Source organism: Kitasatospora sp. NBC_01539, from assembly GCF_045040525.1.
GTDB lineage: Bacteria > Actinomycetota > Actinomycetes > Streptomycetales > Streptomycetaceae > Kitasatospora.
The window spans coordinates 1,496,135-1,514,615 of record NZ_CP109390.1 but is presented as its reverse complement, the minus strand read 5'-3'; the positions used below and the strand labels follow the sequence as shown (position 1 = coordinate 1,514,615).

General features: G+C 73.0%; 16 protein-coding genes. 11 read left to right on the top strand and 5 right to left on the bottom strand.

Annotated elements, in window-relative coordinates; genetic code table 11:
• Window positions 1–630: 630 nt before the first annotated feature.
• From OG335_RS06390 to OG335_RS06355, 8 genes are all read left to right on the top strand, one after another.
• Entirely contained in the window at window positions 631–1,008 is a 378-nt protein-coding gene (locus OG335_RS06390; RefSeq protein ID WP_405010022.1) for a hypothetical protein, read from the top strand.
• The gene (locus OG335_RS06385; protein ID WP_405010021.1) at window positions 1,005–2,198 is read left to right on the top strand and encodes a CaiB/BaiF CoA transferase family protein; all 1,194 of its coding nucleotides are present in this window, start codon (window positions 1,005–1,007) and stop codon (window positions 2,196–2,198) included. Before OG335_RS06390 ends, OG335_RS06385 begins: the two co-directional genes overlap by 4 nt.
• Window positions 2,199–2,409: 211 nt before the next feature.
• Window positions 2,410–2,904: a flavin reductase family protein gene (locus tag OG335_RS06380; protein WP_405010020.1), complete on the top strand. Its 495-nt coding sequence runs from the start codon at window positions 2,410–2,412 to the stop codon at window positions 2,902–2,904.
• Window positions 2,905–3,033: 129 nt separating this feature from the next.
• Complete coding sequence (locus tag OG335_RS06375; RefSeq protein WP_405010019.1) at window positions 3,034–4,158, top strand: zinc-binding alcohol dehydrogenase family protein; 1,125 nt, start codon at window positions 3,034–3,036, stop codon at window positions 4,156–4,158.
• Entirely contained in the window at window positions 4,155–5,813 is a 1,659-nt protein-coding gene (locus tag OG335_RS06370) for a bifunctional 3-(3-hydroxy-phenyl)propionate/3-hydroxycinnamic acid hydroxylase (protein WP_405010018.1), read from the top strand. The genes OG335_RS06375 and OG335_RS06370 overlap by 4 nt, the downstream gene beginning before the upstream one ends.
• The gene (locus OG335_RS06365) at window positions 5,779–6,921 is read left to right on the top strand and encodes a DUF3500 domain-containing protein (protein WP_405010017.1); all 1,143 of its coding nucleotides are present in this window, start codon (window positions 5,779–5,781) and stop codon (window positions 6,919–6,921) included. Before OG335_RS06370 ends, OG335_RS06365 begins: the two co-directional genes overlap by 35 nt.
• A gap of 87 nt (window positions 6,922–7,008) precedes the next feature.
• On the top strand, window positions 7,009–7,884 hold the full coding sequence (locus OG335_RS06360; protein WP_405010016.1) for a fumarylacetoacetate hydrolase family protein: 876 nt from the start codon (window positions 7,009–7,011) through the stop codon (window positions 7,882–7,884).
• A 482-nt stretch (window positions 7,885–8,366) separates the two neighbouring features.
• Window positions 8,367–9,044, top strand: coding sequence for a GntR family transcriptional regulator (locus OG335_RS06355; RefSeq protein ID WP_405010015.1), 678 nt, complete (start codon window positions 8,367–8,369; stop codon window positions 9,042–9,044).
• A gap of 101 nt (window positions 9,045–9,145) precedes the next feature.
• Here the strand turns inward: OG335_RS06355 and OG335_RS06350 are convergent, their stop codons facing one another.
• Entirely contained in the window at window positions 9,146–9,745 is a 600-nt protein-coding gene (locus OG335_RS06350) for a nuclear transport factor 2 family protein (RefSeq protein WP_405010014.1), read from the bottom strand.
• Window positions 9,746–9,828: 83 nt separating this feature from the next.
• Here OG335_RS06350 and OG335_RS06345 point away from each other — a divergent pair, with 83 nt between their 5' ends.
• Window positions 9,829–10,716, top strand: coding sequence for a LysR substrate-binding domain-containing protein (locus OG335_RS06345; protein ID WP_405010013.1), 888 nt, complete (start codon window positions 9,829–9,831; stop codon window positions 10,714–10,716).
• A gap of 80 nt (window positions 10,717–10,796) precedes the next feature.
• On the opposite strand, the gene OG335_RS06340 is transcribed toward OG335_RS06345, so the two are convergent.
• A complete protein-coding gene (locus OG335_RS06340) occupies window positions 10,797–11,312 on the bottom strand; it encodes a MarR family winged helix-turn-helix transcriptional regulator (protein WP_405010012.1) in 516 nt (171 codons plus the stop codon).
• Between the two features lie 65 nt (window positions 11,313–11,377).
• Between OG335_RS06340 and OG335_RS06335 the strand changes: the two genes are divergently transcribed.
• Window positions 11,378–12,448, top strand: a complete 1,071-nt coding sequence (locus tag OG335_RS06335) for an amidohydrolase family protein (RefSeq protein ID WP_405010011.1) — start codon at window positions 11,378–11,380, stop codon at window positions 12,446–12,448.
• A gap of 62 nt (window positions 12,449–12,510) precedes the next feature.
• A complete protein-coding gene (hisC, locus tag OG335_RS06330; protein WP_405010010.1) occupies window positions 12,511–13,650 on the top strand; it encodes a histidinol-phosphate transaminase in 1,140 nt (379 codons plus the stop codon).
• A 167-nt stretch (window positions 13,651–13,817) separates the two neighbouring features.
• Here hisC and OG335_RS06325 read toward each other — a convergent pair whose 3' ends face one another.
• From OG335_RS06325 to OG335_RS06315, 3 genes are all read right to left on the bottom strand, one after another.
• The gene (locus tag OG335_RS06325; RefSeq protein ID WP_405010009.1) at window positions 13,818–14,852 is read right to left on the bottom strand and encodes an ABC transporter permease; all 1,035 of its coding nucleotides are present in this window, start codon (window positions 14,850–14,852) and stop codon (window positions 13,818–13,820) included.
• Complete coding sequence (locus OG335_RS06320; RefSeq protein ID WP_405010008.1) at window positions 14,849–16,417, bottom strand: sugar ABC transporter ATP-binding protein; 1,569 nt, start codon at window positions 16,415–16,417, stop codon at window positions 14,849–14,851. Before OG335_RS06320 ends, OG335_RS06325 begins: the two co-directional genes overlap by 4 nt.
• Window positions 16,418–16,566: 149 nt before the next feature.
• Window positions 16,567–17,613 carry a substrate-binding domain-containing protein gene (locus tag OG335_RS06315; RefSeq protein ID WP_405010007.1) on the bottom strand — a complete coding sequence of 349 codons (1,047 nt, stop codon included), beginning with the start codon at window positions 17,611–17,613 and terminating at the stop codon, window positions 16,567–16,569.
• Window positions 17,614–18,481: the final 868 nt, after the last annotated feature.

Sequence of the window (18,481 nt, the reverse complement as noted above, 5' to 3'; positions counted from 1 at the left end):
AGACAACTCAACAGGAAGCACAAGAAATATGTCAACACTTTCCCGGCGGTCGGCGGAGGAGCGGCTCCGGCTCGTGGTCGATGCCCGGCGGTGGCCCGGCGGGTGTGCCGTTCCGGCCGCGGCCCGCCGCGTGCCGCCGGACCCGACTACTCCCATCTGCTGTTTTCTTTGACGGGGCGCAACCCGCTGCAAGGCCGGGCGCCTGCCGCCGGCCGGTCGAGGGCCGCCTCGACACGGGCCTCGGGCGGGGCCGCGGCGTGACGGGGCTTCGCGGCCTGAGGAAACGCGGGATGGCCGTCTCGAATCCGAGCTCAACGAGTCCGGAGCAAAATGTTGACATCTTTGCTGTGGCTCGTATCGTGGTGTCACAGCCGCCACCGCTTCGGTCGGGCCCGCAACGGCCCGTCGGTGGCGGTCTGGGGCAGGTGTCCGTCAGCGACCGCACCTGCGCCCCGCAGACCCGGGTGAGGATGCGGCCGGCGCCGTCATCGCCCGCCGCGTCCTCCCCGTCCCGGAACCGTGCGGGCAAGCCGGTGCGACGCCCCGCCGGCAGCCCGGACCGCGCCCCGTCGAGGGCATCCGCCGCTGCCGGTGCCCGACCAGCAGCCCAGCCAGAATCGAGTACCGCCCGTGTCGATAGACATCGTCCCGCTCACCGGGGCCCAGCGTTTCGAGCCCGCCGGCCACCACGGCGTCGGACCCGTCCACCTCTTCGGCGGAGAGCAGTACGAGGGTGCCGTGACGGTGGCCCTGTCGCACTACCTGCCCGGCGGCGCGGCGGACATGTCGCCCGTGCCGGTGGAGACGCTCTACCTCGTGCTGACCGGCACCCTGACCCTCACGGACGCCGACGGCGCCACCCACGTCCTGAACGCCCTCGACGGGGCGCGGCTCACGACCGGCACGGCCCGCAGCGTCGAGAACCTGACGAACCTGCCCGCGAGCATGCTGGTGATCCGGCCGAACCCGGCCGCGCTGCCGTCCTGTGCGCCGGAGGCCCGGTCGTGACCGGCCCGCTGGAGGGGCTGCTCGTCGTCGACCTCACCCGCGCGCTCGCCGGACCGCAGGCCGGGATGATGCTCGGTGACCTCGGAGCCCGCGTGATCAAGGTCGAGAGCCCTGCCGGGGACGACACCCGCTCCTGGGGCCCGCCGTTCGTCCGCATCGGCGACAACACCCCGGAGTCGACGTACTTCCTGTCCTGCAACCGGAACAAGGAGTCGATCGCGCTCGACCTGAAGCGTGACGAGGACGCGGAGCGGCTGGCCCGGCTCGTCGAGCGGGCGGACGTCCTGATGGAGAACTTCAAGCCCGGCACGCTGGACCGGCTCGGGTTCGGCAGCGCGCGTCTGATGCAGCTCAACCCGCGCCTGGTGGTGTTGTCGATCAGCGGCTTCGGGCACGACGGGCCGGAGGCCCACCGCGCCGGGTACGACCAGATCGCGCAGGGCGAAGCCGGACTGATGTCGCTCACCGGCCCGGACGAGGACCACCCGCAGCGGGTCGGCGTGCCGATCGGCGACCTGCTCGCCGGCATCAACGGCGCGTTCGGCGTGCTGGCGGCGCTGCGGGACCGCGACCGCACCGGCAAGGGGCAGATCGTGCGCACCTCGCTGCTGGCCGCGGTCGTCGCCGCGCACGCCTTCCAGGGCACCCGCTGGACCGTGGCCGGGGAGGTCGGCCGGGCGCAGGGCAACCAGCACCCGACCATCGCCCCCTACGGACTGTTCCGCTGCGCGGGCGGCAGTGTGCAGATCGCCTGCGGGAACGACGGCATGTGGCACCGCCTCTGCGCGGCGTTCGGCATCGGTGCCGACGACCCGAGGTACGCGACGAACGCCGACCGCCTGGCGAACCGGGAGAGCCTCACCGAGCTGCTGGAGAAGGCATTCTCCGGCCACGAGGCGGACGCGCTCCTGCGGACGCTGGAGGAGGCCGGCATTCCCGCAGGCCGGGTCCGCACCCTCGACGAGGTCTACGAGTGGGAGCAGACGCACTCCCAGCGCCTTCTCGTCGACGTCGAGCACCAGAGCCTGGGGAAGATCACCCTGCCCGGTTCGGCCCTGCGGACCTTCACCGTCGACGCCACGGGCGCCGAGACCGAGACGACCCGCGTCGACCACGTCCCGCCACCCGTCCTGGACGCCGACGCCGACGCCATCCGCGCGTGGCTGGACGCCCCCACGCCGCGGTCCTGAGCCCGCGACCGGACCCGCCGCCCGCGACCGGACCCGCCGACGCGGGGCGCCGGGGACGCACCGGGGAGGCTTCCCCGGACCGCAGCAGCCCTGCCGCCGCACGGTACGGCCGTTCGGTGCGGCGGGCAGAGCCCCCACTGGTGACACACAGGGCGATCACGTCCATGCCGACCGGGACGAGCGCACGGCGCCGACCGGACAAGGAGTTCCGATGAGAGATATCGAGCCGGTGACGGCCGCGGAGCAGCTGCGGCGGGCCTTCGGGTGTTTTCCGTCCGGGGTGACCGCGCTGTGCGCGCGGGGTGACGGCGGGCCGGTGGGTCTGGCCGCGAGTTCGTTCACGTCCGTGTCGATGGAACCGCCGCTGGTGTCGGTGTGCATCCAGCACACGTCCACCACGTGGCCGAAGCTGCGGGAGCGGCCCCGGCTGGGGCTGAGTGTGCTGGCCGAGGGGCAGGACGAGGTCTGCGCGCGGCTGGCGAGCCGGACGGGTGACCGTTTCGCCGGGACGGACTGGTCCGCCTCCGAGCACGGCAGCGTGTTCGTGGAGGGCGCCACGCTGTGGCTCGACTGCTCGATCCACGAGGAGGTCCCGTTCGGCGACCACGACATCGTGCTGCTGCGGGTGCACGGCATCAGTGCCGCCCCGGACACCTCCCCGCTCGTCTTCCACGCCAGCCGCTTCCGGAGCCTGGCCGGCGTCTGACCGGACGGCGGGTCGGTGCTCCGGCACGACGACACACCGCCGGACGCGGTCCCGCAGGCCCCCTTCGATGAGCCCCCGGTGCCCAGAGCTTGAAAGTAGAGATCCATGCTGCGTGAAGGAAGACTCGACGTGCGGGACGGGACAGTCGCGGCGATCGTCGACGCCCCCGGTGCCGAACCGCGGCTGGGCCCGGTCGCGCTGCCGCCGCGGACGGCCGGCACCACCCTCGTGTCCGTGGTCGCGGCACCGCTGAACCCGCTCGACCTGGTCATCGCCTCCGGGACGTTCCACTCCGCCCGCCACGAGGAGCCCTACGTCCCGGGCAGCGAGTGCGTGGGCGTCGTCCTCGAATCCGACCGCTTCCGGCCCGGCACCCTGGTCTACGCCGAGTGCCACGCCTCGCCGGCCACCCCGGGCACCTTCGCCACGCAGGTGCTCGTCGACGACGAGGACCTGCTGCCGCTGCCCGACGGCATCGACCCGGTGCGGGCGGCGGCCGTCGGCAACTCCGGCACGGCGGCGTTCATGCCCCTCGTCGAGGAGGCCCGCCTGCTCCCCGGGGAGACGGTGCTCGTGCTCGGAGCCACCGGCGCGGTCGGACAGATCGCGATCCAGGTGGCGCGGGGACACGGGGCGGGCCGGGTGGTGGGCGTCGCCCGCGACCGCGCGGCGCTGGAGCGCCTGCCCGCCCTCGGTGCGGACGCCGTCGTCGAACTGCGCGCCGGTGAGGACGCCGACCAGCTGGCGGCCCGGCTCCTGGAGGCGGCCGGTCCGGTGGACGTCGTCCTGGACGGCGTGTACGGGCTGCCGCTGGAGGCGGCGCTGCGGGCGTGCGCCCCCCGCGCCCGCCTCGTCAACATCGGCAACCCGGCCGGCGCGACCGCGCTGGTTCCGGCCGGTCTGCTCCGCGGCAGGCAGCTCACCCTGTCCGGTTTCGCCGGCCTGCACACCCCGCTGCGGGACAAGCGGGCGGCCCTGACCTGGCTGTGGACCGCCCTGGTCCGCGACGAGCTGCAGGTCGAGGTCCGCACCTGCCCGCTCGGGGAGCTCCCCTCGGCGTGGCGGGCGCAGGCCGCCTCGCCGCACGCCAAGTACGTCATCCTGCCCGAGGGCGTCGAGCGCCCCGGCCCCACCCCGACACGACGGGAGCACACGACCGTGACCCATCCATCCGCACCGCCCGGGACCGCGGTGGCCGACCCCGGGCCGGCCACCGCCGCGGGCACCTCCGGAGCGGGGGAGCAGGGCGCATGACGACCCGACCCGAGCCCGGATCCGCCGCAGCCCTGCGGCCGGTCGTCGACTGCGTGGTCGTCGGCGGTGGCCCGGTGGGCCTGCTGACCGCGGTCCTCCTGGCGCAGGCCGGCCTGCAGGTCTCCGTCGTGGAGCGGCAGGCGCAGCGGTACCCGCTGCCGCGGGCGTGCACCATCGACCACGAGGCGCTCCGCATCCTCCAGGCCGCGGGCCTCATGGCCGACCACGCGTACCTGTTCGAGCCGTCGCAGGGCGAGCGTGGCGGGTACGAGTTCCGCAACGGCGAGGGCGAGCTCCTGCGGGCCATCGACTGGAACCGCGTCGCCGAGTCGGGGTGGGCGAACACCAACGGTTTCCACCAGCCCGACCTGGAGGCGGTCCTGGAGGACCTGGCGGTGGCGACGCCGGGTGTCACGGTGCACCGCGGCTGGACCTTCCAGGACCTGGACCAGGACGCCGGAGAGGTGTCCGTGCGGGTCGCCTCCAACGACCGGCCGGCCGAGGCCGTGGAGATCCGGTCGCGGTGGCTCGTCGCCGCGGACGGGGCGAACAGCCCGGTCCGTACCCGGCTCGGCATCGACGTCGGGGACTCGGGGTTCCAGGCCGACTGGCTGGTGGTGGACTACCAGCCGCTGGTGGAGGAGGACTGGAGCGCCTTCGTCACCCAGTACTGCGATCCGGCACAGCCCGCGACCGCGGTCAACAGCGGTCCGGGGCGGCGGCGGTTCGAGTTCATGCGCCGCGCGGACATGACGGTCGGGGAACTGGGCCGCGACAGCACGGCGTGGCAGCTGATGGCGCCCTGGGGCGTGACCCCGGAGACCGCCCGGCTGGAACGGCACGCCGTCTACACGTTCCGCGGGCGGTGGGCGCAGTCCTGGCGCGAGGGCAACGTCTTCCTGGCGGGCGACGCGGCCCATCTCATGCCGCCCTTCCTCGGGCAGGGGCTGTGTGCGGGTCTGCGGGACGCCAGGGCGCTCACCTGGCGCATGGGCCTGGTGCACCGGGGCCTGGCGTCGCCGTCGGTGCTCGACACGTACGGTCCCGAACGCACCGGGCACGTGCGGGAGATCATCGACGAGGCGGTGGCCGCGGGCCGGGTCATCTGCGAACTCGACGCCGACCGGGCGGCCGTCCGGGACGCCGAGATGAAGAAGCGGTCGGCGGATCCCGGTGCCGCCGCCCAGGAGCCGCCGCACCCCCGGCTGGGCGAGCCGTCGCTGACGGTCCCGAGCAGGGGTGCCGACGGACGGCTGGCACCGCAGGCGCGGGTCCGGGCCGGCGACCGGGTGGGCCTGTTCGACGACGTCGTCGGCGGCGGCTGGCAGTTGGTCAGCCGCGCCGGGGATCCCGCCGGGCTCCTGGACGACGAGGACCTGGCGTGGTTCCGGCGGATCGGCGGCGTGATCGCCGACGTGTCGGACACGGGCCCCGTCCAGGACCTCGACGGTGCCTACGAGCGCTGGTTCACCGCGCACGGGTGCGAGACGTTCCTCGCCCGGCCGGACTTCTACGTGTTCGCGGCCGGCGAGCACACCGACATCCCCCGCTTCGTCTCGCACCTGCGCCGGGCGCTGGGCCGGGGCACGTCCGACCACGAGGAAACCAAGGAGGAACGTCATGACGGCGACGCCGCATCCGCATTCACACGGTGACCTTCCGGAGGCGCACCTGCCGCGGCAGGGAGGCTCGTTCGACGCGACGCTGATCACGTTCGCGGCGATGGCGCTCTTCGACGGCCTGACGGCCGACCAGCGCGCACGGGTGCTGCTCCTGCACACGGACCCCGGCCGGACGCACTGGAACTTCCTGCCGGAGTCCGGCCGGCACGGCCTCCCGCTCGGAGAGCTCGACCGTGCCCAGGAGGTGCTGGCGCACCGGCTGATCGCCGAGTCGATGTCGATCCCGGCGTACGCCCGGGTGGTCCAGGTGATGGCCAACGAGCACGTGCTGCGCGAGCTCAACCTGCCGGTGTTCGGTCACGTCGCGGCGGCCTTCCGCGACGCCCGCGGCTACTTCCTCAGTTTCTTCGGCCAGCCGCAGCCGGACAGCACGTGGGGCTGGCGGCTGGTCGGTCACCACCTGTCGATCAACGTCACCGTCGTCGACGGCGACCTGGTCAACGCCACCCCGTTCCTGCTCGGCGCCGAACCGGCCCGCTTCGGCCCCTTCCGGATCCTCGGCGAGGAGGAGGACGCGGCCTTCGTGCTGCTGGACAGCCTCACCGGCTCCCAGCAGGAGCAGGCGGTCATCCACTCCAAGCCGCCCGCGGACTTCGTCACCCGCACCGTCGCGACCGTCGGCGAGGTCGAGTACCCCGCCTACCACGGGGTCGGCCGCCGCGACGCGATGATCACCGACGAGGACCGCAAGGCCCTGGCCTACTTCCGCGCGCATCCGCGCGGCATCCGCGCCGGCGACCTCTCGGCCGTCCAGCGCGGACACTTCGACGACCTGCTCGCCCGGTTCGTCGAGCGGGCCCGCCCGGGCCTGGTGGGCTTCGAGATGGACCGCATCGCGGCCGCCGGCGGCGTCGACGACCTGCACTTCGCCTGGGCCGGCGGCACGTCCCTCGAACTGCCGCACTACTTCCGGATCCAGGGCCCGGTCACCCTCGTCGAGTTCGACAACGCCGAGGACAACGCCAACCACGTGCACAGCGTCTGGCGGGACCCCTCCAACGACTTCGGCGCCGACCTGCTGATGCGGCACCACCTCGAACACGACCACACCGGCCCGCACGCGGATGACGACGTCATCTGACCGGCGGAGCCTGCGTCTGCGACACACCGACCATCGACGGAAGAGAAGTCTCCCGGGCCGAGCCCGGGGACCAGGAAGGGAACCCCAGTGAAAATCGTGGGCGTCAGGCGATCACGCAACGACTCCACCGTGGAGGTCGCGACCCTGTCCGAGCAGGGCGACGAAGTCACCGTCATCGCCGCCCTCGCGGACTTCTGGGCCGACCCGGCCGGGCATCTCTCCCGCCCGCCCACGGGCCCGACCCTCCCCGTCGCCTCGGTCGAGCGGGTTCCCCCCGTGCTCCCCGACGCGCGCGTCTTCTGCATCGGGCTCAACTACTCGGACCACGCCGCGGAGGGCAGCTTCCGCGACCAGGACCTGCCGCCGTACCCGACGCTGTTCGCCCGGTGGACCCGGTCCCTGACCGTGGACGGGGCCGAGGTCCCCGTCCCCTCCAACGAGGAGGGTCTGGACTGGGAGGGCGAGGTCGTGGCCTGGGTCGGAGCGCCGCTCGTCGACGCCACCCCGGAGGAAGCCCTGGCAGCGGTCCTCGGCTACTCCGCCTTCAACGACCTGACCTCCCGCAGGGCGCAGAAGCTGACCTCCCAGTGGACCCTGGGCAAGAACGGCGACCGGTCCGGCCCCCTCGGCCCGATCGTGCCCGCCGCGGAGGTCGGCGACCTGAAGCAGGGCCTGCAGCTCCGGACCCGCGTCAACGGCGAGACCGTGCAGGACGCCCGCACCGACCAGATGATCTACCCGGTCGGGGAGACGCTGTCCCTCATCTCCCACACCCTGACCCTGCGGCCCGGCGACCTCCTCGCCACCGGGACGCCGGCCGGGGTCGGCTACGCCCGTACGCCCCCGCGGCTGCTGCAGCCGGGCGACACGGTCGAGGTCGAGGTGGAGCGCCTGGGCACGGTGCGCAACACCGTGGTCGGCAACCACCACCGGTCGGAGGCCGTCCGCGCCGTCCACCACTGACCGGCCGGCGGGATCGGGGCTCCGCTGCCCCCGAAGCCGGCCGTCACGACCCGGGACCCCCGTCCCGGGTCGTGATGCACCCGGTCGCGGTGCACCCGGTCGCGGTGCATCCGGTCTGGTCCCTGCCGTGCCGTGTCCCCGCACCGTGTCCCCGCACCGGGTCCCCTGCCCGGAGAGTGTCGACACTTTTTCGTCACCCTGCCGACGAGGCGGGCCGGGTGTGCGTGTCGGTGTGGGTGCGGGGCCGGGCTGCGGCGCCGGCCGGAGCGGAATCACCCCGAAAGTGTCGGCAGACCGGTCGCGGGCGTCGGCTACGGTGGAGGGTGCGGTCGGTCCGCGCAGTCAGGCCGTCCAGTCAGTCCGTGCGGTCCGTCCGTGGGGTGGGGTGGGCTGCGGAGATCCTGTGGGAAAACGTGAGAGGCCGGCGTGCGATGACAGCACTGTCAGTTGAGGTGGCGGACAGATCGGCGCATCCCGACGAGGTGAGCCGGGCGCATCACGCGCTGCGGCGCGCGATCATGCACGGCCGGTTGCGGGCCGGTGACCCGTTGTCGCAGGTCGAGCTGGCCCGGCAGCTCGGGGTGAGCCGGGGCCCGTTGCGGGAGGCGTTGCGGATCCTGCAGCGTGAGGGGTTCGTCCAGCAGGAGTCGCAGCACCGGGCCCGGGTGGCGGCGTTCGGTGACGAGGACCTCGACGAGCTGTACGCGATGCGGATCACCCTGGAGTCGCTGGCGATCGGTATCGCGGTGCCGCGGATGACCGGGGAGCACCTGGAGCGGCTCGACCGGCTGCTGCTGGAGATGGACGACAAGGCGCGGGCCGGGGACGTCGAGCAGTGGGAGTGCCCGCACGAGGAGTTCCACCGCGCCCTGGTCCACCCGTCCGGTCCGCGGTTGGAGCGTGAGCTGGCCCTGCTGTCGGACCACGCGACGCGTTACCGGCTGGCTTTCGTGTCGTGGAACCCGCTGGAGTGGCAGGCGGGTACGAGTGAGCAGCACCGGACGATCGCGGAGGCGGTGAAGGCGCGGGACGCGGACGCGGCCGCGCACGCGCTGGCCGCGCACCTCGGCCGCACCGCGCTGGTCGTCCTCTCGATGGCCTCGCCCACCTACGAACCGGTGCGGGTCCGCAAGGCCCTCGCCGCGGTCTGCGCCCCGTAGGCCGGCCGCCGGCCGCCGGACCGGGTGGGCCTCGCGCGCGGGCGTGGCCCCGCCGGGGTGGGAGCGGTGGGGACGGTCTCGTGGCAGGACCGCGGCCTGCGTCAGGCCGGGGGCTGCTCGCCGAGCCAGGCGAACGCGGACTTCACGATGACGCTTTCCAGTTCGCTGCCCTGGGTCGCGAAGGTGCGCTGCACGGGGAACCCGCTCCTGTCGAGCAGGTAGGCCAGGGCCGCGTACTCGCGGGGGTAACCGGCCACCACCTCGGGGTCGATCTCCGCCGTCCCGGTGGGGAAGGTGAAGGTGGCGAAGTCGTACACGCTCTTGCGGTCGGCTATGCGCCAGACGCCGTCCCGGCGCTCGATCCGGTCGATGAACCGGTTGTGACCGTTGCAGCCCAGGCCGAGGCTGTCGTTCTCGACGACGATGACCGCGTTGGTCTCGCCGACGGCACGGGTGCCGTCGGCGGAGAAGGTCACGGCGGGCGGCGTGATGAGGTGCTTGGTGCGCAGGCCGGTGGTGGACATCCGCGCGGACGCGTCGACGAAGTCGGAGGCCGCGCCCTCGAACCAGGTGATCTCGATCCGCGCGTCCGGGTGGAACAGCTCCCGGAGCCGGTCCCACCGGCCCTGGTCGCGGTGGATCCAGCCGGTCATGAGGTCGGCGATGTCCTGACGGTCCTGAAGTGTTGTCGATGTCGGCATATGTACAGTCTTGGACAGCATCTTCCATCGCACAAATTGTTAGATCTGATCTATTGTTCGTTGAAAACGATCGGAGGCCGGGCGTGGAACTGCGGCACCTGCGGTACTTCGTGGCCGTCGCCGAGGAGAGTCACTTCGGCCGTGCGGCCGCGCGGCTGCACGTGACCCAGTCGACGCTGAGCGCCCAGGTGAAGGCGCTCGAACGCGAGGTGGGAGGTCCGGTCTTCCTCCGTACCAGCCGCCGGGTGGAGCTGACGGAGGCGGGGGAGCTGCTGCTGGTCGAGGCGCGGCGGACGCTGGCGCAGGCCGGCCGCGCCCTGGACGTCGCCCGGCAGTCGGTCCGAGGCGAGATCGGGGCGCTCCGGATCGGGTTCTCCGGGATCGCCGTGCTGGAGGGCACCCTCTCCGCGGACCTGCGCCGCTTCCACGCCGCTCACCCCCGGGTGGAGCTGCACCTGACCGAACTCCCGCCCGCCGCACAGGTGCAGGGCCTCCGCGACGGCACGCTCGACATCGGGTACAGCCCCGACAACGGCCTCGGGGACGTGGACGACCTCGTGGTGGGGCGCAGGGCGCGGACGGTCCTGTCGATCGCCCTGCGCCACGACCACGCGCTGGCCTCCGCCTCCTCGGTCACACCGGCCGATCTGGAGGGCGAGGACCTCGTCGTGTACGCGGCCGACGAGGACGACGAGAGCGTGCTCGACCGGTTCGGGGCCGCCCGGGCGACGCACCGGGGGCGCGTCCACCTGGTGACCGGCACCCTCGGCGTGCTCGCGCTCGCCTCGGCCGGCGTGGGGGTGGCCGTGGTGCCGGCCGCGGCGGAACGCATCGGGCTGCCGGACGTCGTCTTCCGGCCGCTGCGCGGCATGGCGGCCGAGGTGGACGTGGTGCTGCTCGGCCGCCCCGACGACCTCGCCGGCCCGGTCCGCGCGTTCGTGAGGTCGTGCGCCCCGGCCGTGGAGGCGTGAGCGGGCCTCGGAACGGCAGGTCGGGGGCCGTCGAACCCCGGGCGGGCCGGTCCGGGCGCGGTGCTGCCCGGCGGGCGGGGCTACGGGTACCCGAGCCCCCGGGAGGTGCCGGAGGCGGGGGAGGCGGGCGGGGCGTCCTCGACGGCACCGAGGATCGACTGCAGATGGTGCAGGGCGTCCTCCAGGGTCGCGGCCGGCACGGCGGACAGCACGCGCCGGAGCGCCGTGGCCGCCTGGGCGGTGGCGGCCTGGGCGGTGGCGACCCCCGCGGGCGTCAGCCGGACGTTGTGGCTCCGGCCGTCCGCGGGGTCGGGCACGCGGGTGACGAGGCCGCGGGTGTCGAGCCGGCGGAGGACGTTGCTCAGTCCGCCGGTGGTCAGCAGCAGGCGCGCCGTGAGCTCCTTGGGCCGCAGTTGGTAGGGGCTGCCGGCCGACCGCAGCGCTCCGAGCACGTCGAGCTCCGCGGCCGTGAGGCCCTGGGCCGTCAGGGCGGGGGTGATGGCCTGTTCGAGGAGGCTTTCCAGGCGTACGACGTGCTGGGAGAACGACAGGGCCAGGCGGTCGTCGCCGGAGTCGTCCGGGCTGGTGGCGGTCATGGCCTCACTCTAGCAAGGAGGCTTTTCTGATAGCTTTCAAGAAAGCTATCTGTCGAGGAGACCTCATGCCGACTGTCACTGCGATCGACGGCGTCCGCGTGTTCACGGGCACCGGCCTGACGGAGCCCCGCCGCGTCTGCGTCGAGGGAACGGACATCGTCTCCGGGGGCACCCCGGACTCGGTGGTCGACGGTACGGGCAAGGTGCTGCTCCCGGGCCTGATCGACGCGCACATGCACACCGTGCGCGGCCGGGACGACCTGGAGAAGCTGGCGCGGTGGGGCGTCACCACCGGTCTGGACATGGCGGCCTGGCCGCTCCCGTTCGTCACCGACATGCGCGCCCAGCAGGGTGTGGCGCAGATCCTCAGCGCGACGACGCCCGCGGTCGGCCCCGGCGGCAACCACGCGCGGATGCCCGGGTTCCCCGCGGACGGCATCGTCACGAGCCCGCGGGAGGCGCGCGCCTTCGTCGAGCGCCGCGTCGCCGACGGCGCCGACTACATCAAGATCGTCACCGAGTCCGCCCCGCCCGCCGGCATGGACCAGGAGACCGTGAACGCGATCGTCGACGCGGCGCACGGGCACGGTCTCCTCGTCGTGGCGCACTCGATCACCACCGGCGCCTTCCACGTGGCGGTCGACGCCGGCGTCGACATCAGCACGCACGCACCCCTGGACGCCGTCCTCGACGACGACACCGTGCAGCGCATGCGGGCCGCCGGAACGGTCTCCTCGCCCACGCTGACGATGATGCGGGGCATCGCCACGGCGCGCGCCGCGGCAGGGCTCAGGTACGAGCACGCCCGCGACACCGTCACGAAGTTCCACGAGGCCGGCATCCGGCTCCTGGTCGGCACCGACGCGAACTCCGCCCCCGGCGTCCCGTTCGCGCCCGGGCACGGCGAATCCCTGCACGACGAGCTGGCGCTCATGGTCGACGCCGGGCTCACCCCCGTCGAAGCACTCCGCGGGGCCACCGAACTCACCGCCCGGACGTTCGGGCTGGACGACCGCGGCGTGATCGAACCGGGCCGGCGCGCCGACCTGCTCCTCGTCGACGGCGACCCGACCACGGACATCACCGCCACCCGCACCATCGCCGGTGTCTGGATCGCAGGGGAGCGCGTGCGATGAGCCCGGGCCCCGCCCCCGCCCCGGCCTCCCCGGCGACACCGTCGGCCTCGGCAGCTCCCCGCATGAGCAGGGCGAACCCCGACGGACCGGGGACCCGCGCCCACAAGGGCCCACCACCCCGGCTGCGCGCCCTGCTCGACACGATCCCCGCCTACGTGCCCGGCCGTCCGGCCGCTTCCGCCGACGGGCCCGGCTGGAAGCTCTCCTCCAACGAGAACCCCTACCCCCCGCTCCCCGGCGTGCTCGAAGCCGTCACCGCCGCCGCCGGACGGATGAACCGTTACCCGGACCCGCTCTGCACCGAACTGACGGACCGGCTGGCGGCACACCTCTCGGTGCCCGCCTCCCACCTCGCCCTGGGCACCGGCTCCAGCGGACTGCTGCAGCAACTCCTGCACATCGGCGCCGGCCCGGGCGACGACGTCGTGTACGCCTGGCGGTCCTTCGAGTCCTACCCCATCGTCACCCGGCTGTCCGGGGCACGTCCCGTGGAGGTGCCGCTCACCCAGGACGAGGCGCACGACCTCGACGCAATGGCGCAGGCGGTCACCGACCGCACCCGGCTGGTGTTCGTGTGCACGCCCAACAACCCCACCGGCAGGGCGCTGCGCCGGGACACCCTGGAGCCGTTCCTCGACCGCCTGCCGCCCGACGTGCTGATCGTCCTGGACGAGGCGTACGCGGAGTTCGACGGCGACCCGCACCGCGCCGACGGCCTGGAGCTCCACCGGGACCGGCCGAACGTCGTCGTCCTGCGGACCTTCTCCATGGCCTACGGCCTCGCCGGCCTGCGCGTCGGCTACGCGGTGGCCCACGAACCGGTCGCCGACGCGCTGCGCAGAGTCGCCGTGCCCTTCGGCGTCTCCACGGCGGCGCAGAGTGCCGCCGTCGCGTCCCTCGACCGGCAGGCCGAGCTGACGGAACGCGTCGGGAGACTGGTCACCGAACGGGAACGCCTCCGCGGAGCACTGCTGGAGCAGGGCTGGACCGTGCCCGACAGCCGGGCCAACTTCGTCTGGCTGCGCCTCGGCCGGCTGACCGGGGCCTTCGCCGACCACTGCCGTGACGCCGGTGTCTCCGTGCGGCCCTACGGCCGGGACGGCGTCAGGATCACCGTCGGCGAACGGCGGGCCGGCGACGCCCTGCTGGCCGCGGCAGCGCGCTTCCGCCGGCAGGCCTCCGCCCCGTCGCCCGGCGGCTGAGGACCGGCCGGACACGGGGCGGACGAGGGCGGCCGGGCCGCACGCAGAAGGCTGCCCCGCCGGCGGTCGGGCCGGCGGGGCAGCGGTGCAGGGGCAGGACGTGAGGGGTGCGGCCTGCCCGGGGCGAGGAGGCGTCCGGCGGGGACCGACGCTCCGGTGTGCCGCGGTCAGGCGGGCAGGCCGATGGCGCGTTCGCCGCTGCGGCGCTGCTGGATGACGACGGCGACGACGAGCAGCACGCCCTGGGCGACGTTCTGCCAGAAGGTGTTGATGCCCTCGACGGTGAGGCCGTTCTCCAGGGCGCCGAGGAGGGCGACCGCCAGCAGGGTGCCGCCGATGCCTCCCTTTCCGCCCTTGAGGGCGCAGCCGCCCAGGGCGGCGGCGGTGATGGCCTTGAGTTCGAGGCCTTCGCTGCCGGAGGTGGGCTGGCCGGAGCCGGTGCGGGCGGTGAGCAGGATGCCGGCGACGGCGGCGACCACGCCGATGAGGGCGTAGACGGAGACGAGGTACTTGTTGATGTTGATGCCGGCGAGGCGGGCGGCGGTGTCGTTGCCGCCGATCGCGTAGATGTTGCGGCCGATGTCGGTGTACTTGAGCAGCAGGTGCACGGCGAGGGAGGTGAGGATGAGGATCCACACCATCACCGGCAGGCCGGCGATCTTGCCGCGGCCGAGGAAGACGAAGACGTCGTCGTTGAGGACGTAGCCCTGGGCGCGGCCGTTGGAGATCAGCTGGGCGAGGCCCTTGTAGGCGGCGAGCCCGGCGAGGGTGGCGATGGTGGGGTTGACCCGGCCGTAGACGATGACGACGCCGTTGAGGGCGCCCACGAGGACGCCGACACCGACGGCGGCGGCCATGCCGACGAAGGCGTTGGAGCTCGCACTGGTGAAGGCCATGGCGCTGACGACGGAGGCGACGCCGGCCTGGGAGCCCACCGAGATGTCGAGGCCGCCGCAGATGATGACGACCGTCTGGACGACGGCGAGCAGACCGGTGATGGTCGCGGCCTCGGCGATCACCTGGATGTTGTTGACGCTCAGGTAGTTGTCGTTGAGCACGCCGAACAGGGCGAGGACGGCGACCAGCGCGCCGATCAGGCTGAGGTTCTGGCCGCCGACCGTGGCGAGGAAGGTCAGCGGGTTCGGGCCCTTGCGCCGGTCGGGGCCGCTGTCGGCGGCTCGGCGGGTGGTCGTGGTACTCATGCGGATGCTCCAGGGGCGGGGGCGATGTCGTCGGCCATGGCGAGGTTGAGGATGGCTTCTTCGGTCGCGTCGGCGCGATCGAGTTCGCCGGTGATGTGGCCGTTCTGCATGACGACGATGCGGTCGGCGAGTCCGAGGACCTCGGGCAGTTCGGAGGAGATGACGAGGATGGCCACGCCTTCCTCGGCGAGGTCGGCGATGATCCGGTAGATCTCGGCCTTGGCACCGACGTCGATGCCGCGGGTCGGCTCGTCCAGGATCAGCACCTTGGGCCTGCGGGCGAGCCAGCGGGCCAGGACGACCTTCTGCTGGTTGCCGCCGGAGAGCTTGCGGACCTCGTGTTCGATGGACGGGGTGCGCACCCGCAGCCGGTCGGCGTACTCCTGCGCGAGCTCGCGCTCGGCGGCGCGGCGGACGAAGCGGAAGCGGCGCAGGCGCTCCAGGACGACCAGCGAGGTGTTGTCGCGGATCGAGCGGTGCAGGAACAGGGCCTGCGCCTTGCGTTCCTCGGGTGCGAGGCCCAGGCCCGCGCGGATGACGGCTCCGGGCTTGCCCGACGGCAGTCGCTGTCCGTCGAGGGTGACGGTGCCGGAGTGGATCGGCAGGTCACCGGCGAGGGCGAGGGCGAGCTCGGAGCGTCCGGCACCGATCAGCCCGGCGAGACCGACCACTTCGCCGGCGTGGATCTGCAGGTCCACGCCGCGGACGTCGTCGGTGGTGACGCCCCGGACGTCGAGGACCAGGCGGTCGGTGGCGACGCGGGTGCGGGAGAACATCGAGGACAGGTCGCGGCCGACCATGAGGCGTACCAGCTCGCCCTCGCCGGTGGTCGCGGCGTCCTGGACGCCGGCGAGGGCGCCGTCACGCAGCACGGCGATGCGGTCGGCGAGCTGGAAGATCTCCTGCATGCGGTGCGAGACGTACACGACGGCGACACCCTCGTCACGCAGCCGGCGGATCAGTGCGAAGAGCGCGTCGACCTCGTGCTCGGACAGTGAGGAGGTCGGCTCGTCGAAGGCGACGACCTTCGCCTCGCTGGTCAGCGCCCGCAGGATCTCGACGATCTGGCGCTGCGCGGGGGTGAGCTGGGAGCCGAGCAGTCCGGGGTCGAGGACCTTGTCGAAGCCGTACCGCTTCAGGTCGGCGTTGATGCGGCGGCGGAGCTCGGCGCGGTCGAGGCGCCGTCCGGCCTTGCGGGGCAGAGAGCCGGCGTAGACGTTCTCCGCGACCGAGACGTGCGGGATGATCTCGGGTTCCTGCGGAATGATCCGGATGCCGGCGCGGCGGGCGTCGGTCGGGGAGGAGAACTGGACGGGCCTGCCGTCGAGGACGACGGTGCCCTCCGTGGGCTGGTGGTCGCCGGTGAGGATCTTCAGGAGGGTCGACTTGCCGGCGCCGTTCTCGCCCATGAGGGCGGTGACCTGACCGGCGGGGAAGTCCAGGGTGACGTCGCCGAGAGCCTGCACCGCGCCGAACCGTTTCGAGACGTGTCGCACGCCGGCACTGCCGGGAGGCGGTGCGCCGGGCGGGCGGGGATCCGGGTTCGTGTCGTGTGCTGGGCTCACGGTGGTCACCTTCGGGTTGTGCGGGAGGCGGGACGCGGGAAGCGCTTGTCGCGCCGGGGCCGGTGGAACGGGTGGAGGGCGCCGCCCCGGGTCCTGTCGGGGCGGGGGGCCGGGGCGGCGCCGGTCATGCCTGGCGGGTGCGCCGGGTGTCAGCTGCAGGTGACGCCGGCGGACTTCCAGGTGGTGGCGTCGACCATGGTGGTGGGGGCGAAGGCCTCGGCCGGGAAGGCCTTGCTGTTCTTGAGGTTGTCGTACATGGTCTGGACGGCCAGCGCCCCGACGTCCTTGCCGTTGATGAAGAGGGCGGCCTTCATGCCGGAGGGCTTGCTGCCGCTCCAGTCCTTGCAGGCGAGGTAGGCGCCGAGGCCGACGCCGATGACGTTGTCGGCGGTGATGCCGGCGTTCTCCATGGCGGTGACGCCGCCCTGGACGTTCTCGTCGTTGCAGCCCCAGACGATCCAGTGCTTGACGCCCGCGTTGGCGGTGATGGTCGCGGCGATCTTGTCCTGCGCGCCGGTGGGGGTGTTGTCGGTGGCGACGTCGATGTTCTTCACGTCGGCGCCGGCCCCGGCGGTGAACGCGTCCTTGGCCGCCTTCACGCGGTCGCCGCAGACGGTGACGTCCTGCTTCCAGGCGGAGATGATGCGGGTCTCGGCCGGGTTCCAGGAGGCCTTCTTGAACTCCTCGGCGGCGCGCTTGCCGACCTCGCCGCCCATCTGCTGGCCGGAGAAGCCGATCCGGGCGACGAGGCCGTCCTTGGCGCAGGCGGACGGGTCGGGGCCGGTGGCGCAGATCTGGTCGTCGGAGGTCAGCAGGGCCACCTTGGCGTCCTTGGTCAGCTGCACGACCTGGGGGCCGACGGCCGGGTCCGGGACGACGATGATGACGCCGTTGGTCTTCTGCGCGATGGCGGACTGGACCTCGCTGACGGTCTTGTTGGCGTCGTTGCCGAGGTTGACGACCTTCAGGTCGATGCCGAGCTCGGCGGCCTTGGCCTTGGCGCCGGCCGCCTCGCCGACGAAGTACTCCTGGTCGCCCTGCTTCTGCAGGTAGGTGATCGAGATCTTGCCGTTCACCGGTGCCGCGGGAGCGGCGTCCGGCTTCGTCGACTCCTGCCCGGTGGAGCAGGCGGTGGTCAGGCCGAGGGTGAGCAGCAGGCCGGTCGCGGCGACGGCGCGGCGGGTGGTGCGGAACATGGGCAGAGCTCCTTGAGCGCGCGCCGGGATGGCGCTGGGGGGTGCGGGGGAATGCGGTGATGTCGGGAGTGCATGCCGACCACGGTGGGAGAGGAGCGGACCCCTCCGGAGCTGTCCGGCCGACTGCGGCGACCAACCTCACCAATAATCAACATGTTCAAACGGTATGCAACATATGACATCTCTGTTGCGCAGCAACGTCAAGGGGATGGGAGGACCGATATCGCCTCGTGACCATCCCTCGCACGCGCCTCGCCCCGCCGGGATTCGTTCAGCCAAAAACCTAAATGGACATGCCTGTTGGGGCACTGATCCGCCGGCCGGCGCAGACCTGCCCCGCGGCACCCCACTCCCCGGGCACACCCGCTGCCGACCTGCCACTTCACTCACATTCCGACACCGGGGCCGACAGGCGGTCGACGGCAGTCGGAAGAGGGCGGTCGCGACGGGCCTGCGGGGGCCTCTCCCCCCTCGCTCCGGCGGCGACGACGGCGCCGGCGCTCCTTCCGGCGGCGGCCCGCGCGTTCCGTCGACCCCTCCTGTCAGGGGTATTGACTTGGCGCGCCGGCCACCGGTCTGATGGAGCTGCCTCCGTTCGACCTTGTTGGTTCCGGACTCCTCCCGCGAGGAGTTGCTCACGGTCCACCGCTCGGACGCGCACCGACCGCGCCGGTCGGCCCCGGCACGCCCGCCGGGAGCCCCGCGTCCTCCAGCGGCGACCGTGCTGCCGCGGACGCGCCCGCCGCGTCCCACCGGCCCCCACCAGGGGCATCGGCCCGTACGCCGACGGCGGTCCGGTGCGGCCGTCCCCGCCCGGCCCGGTCCGGTCGTGCACTCCTTCCCGCGAGGAGTCGCTCACGGTCCACCG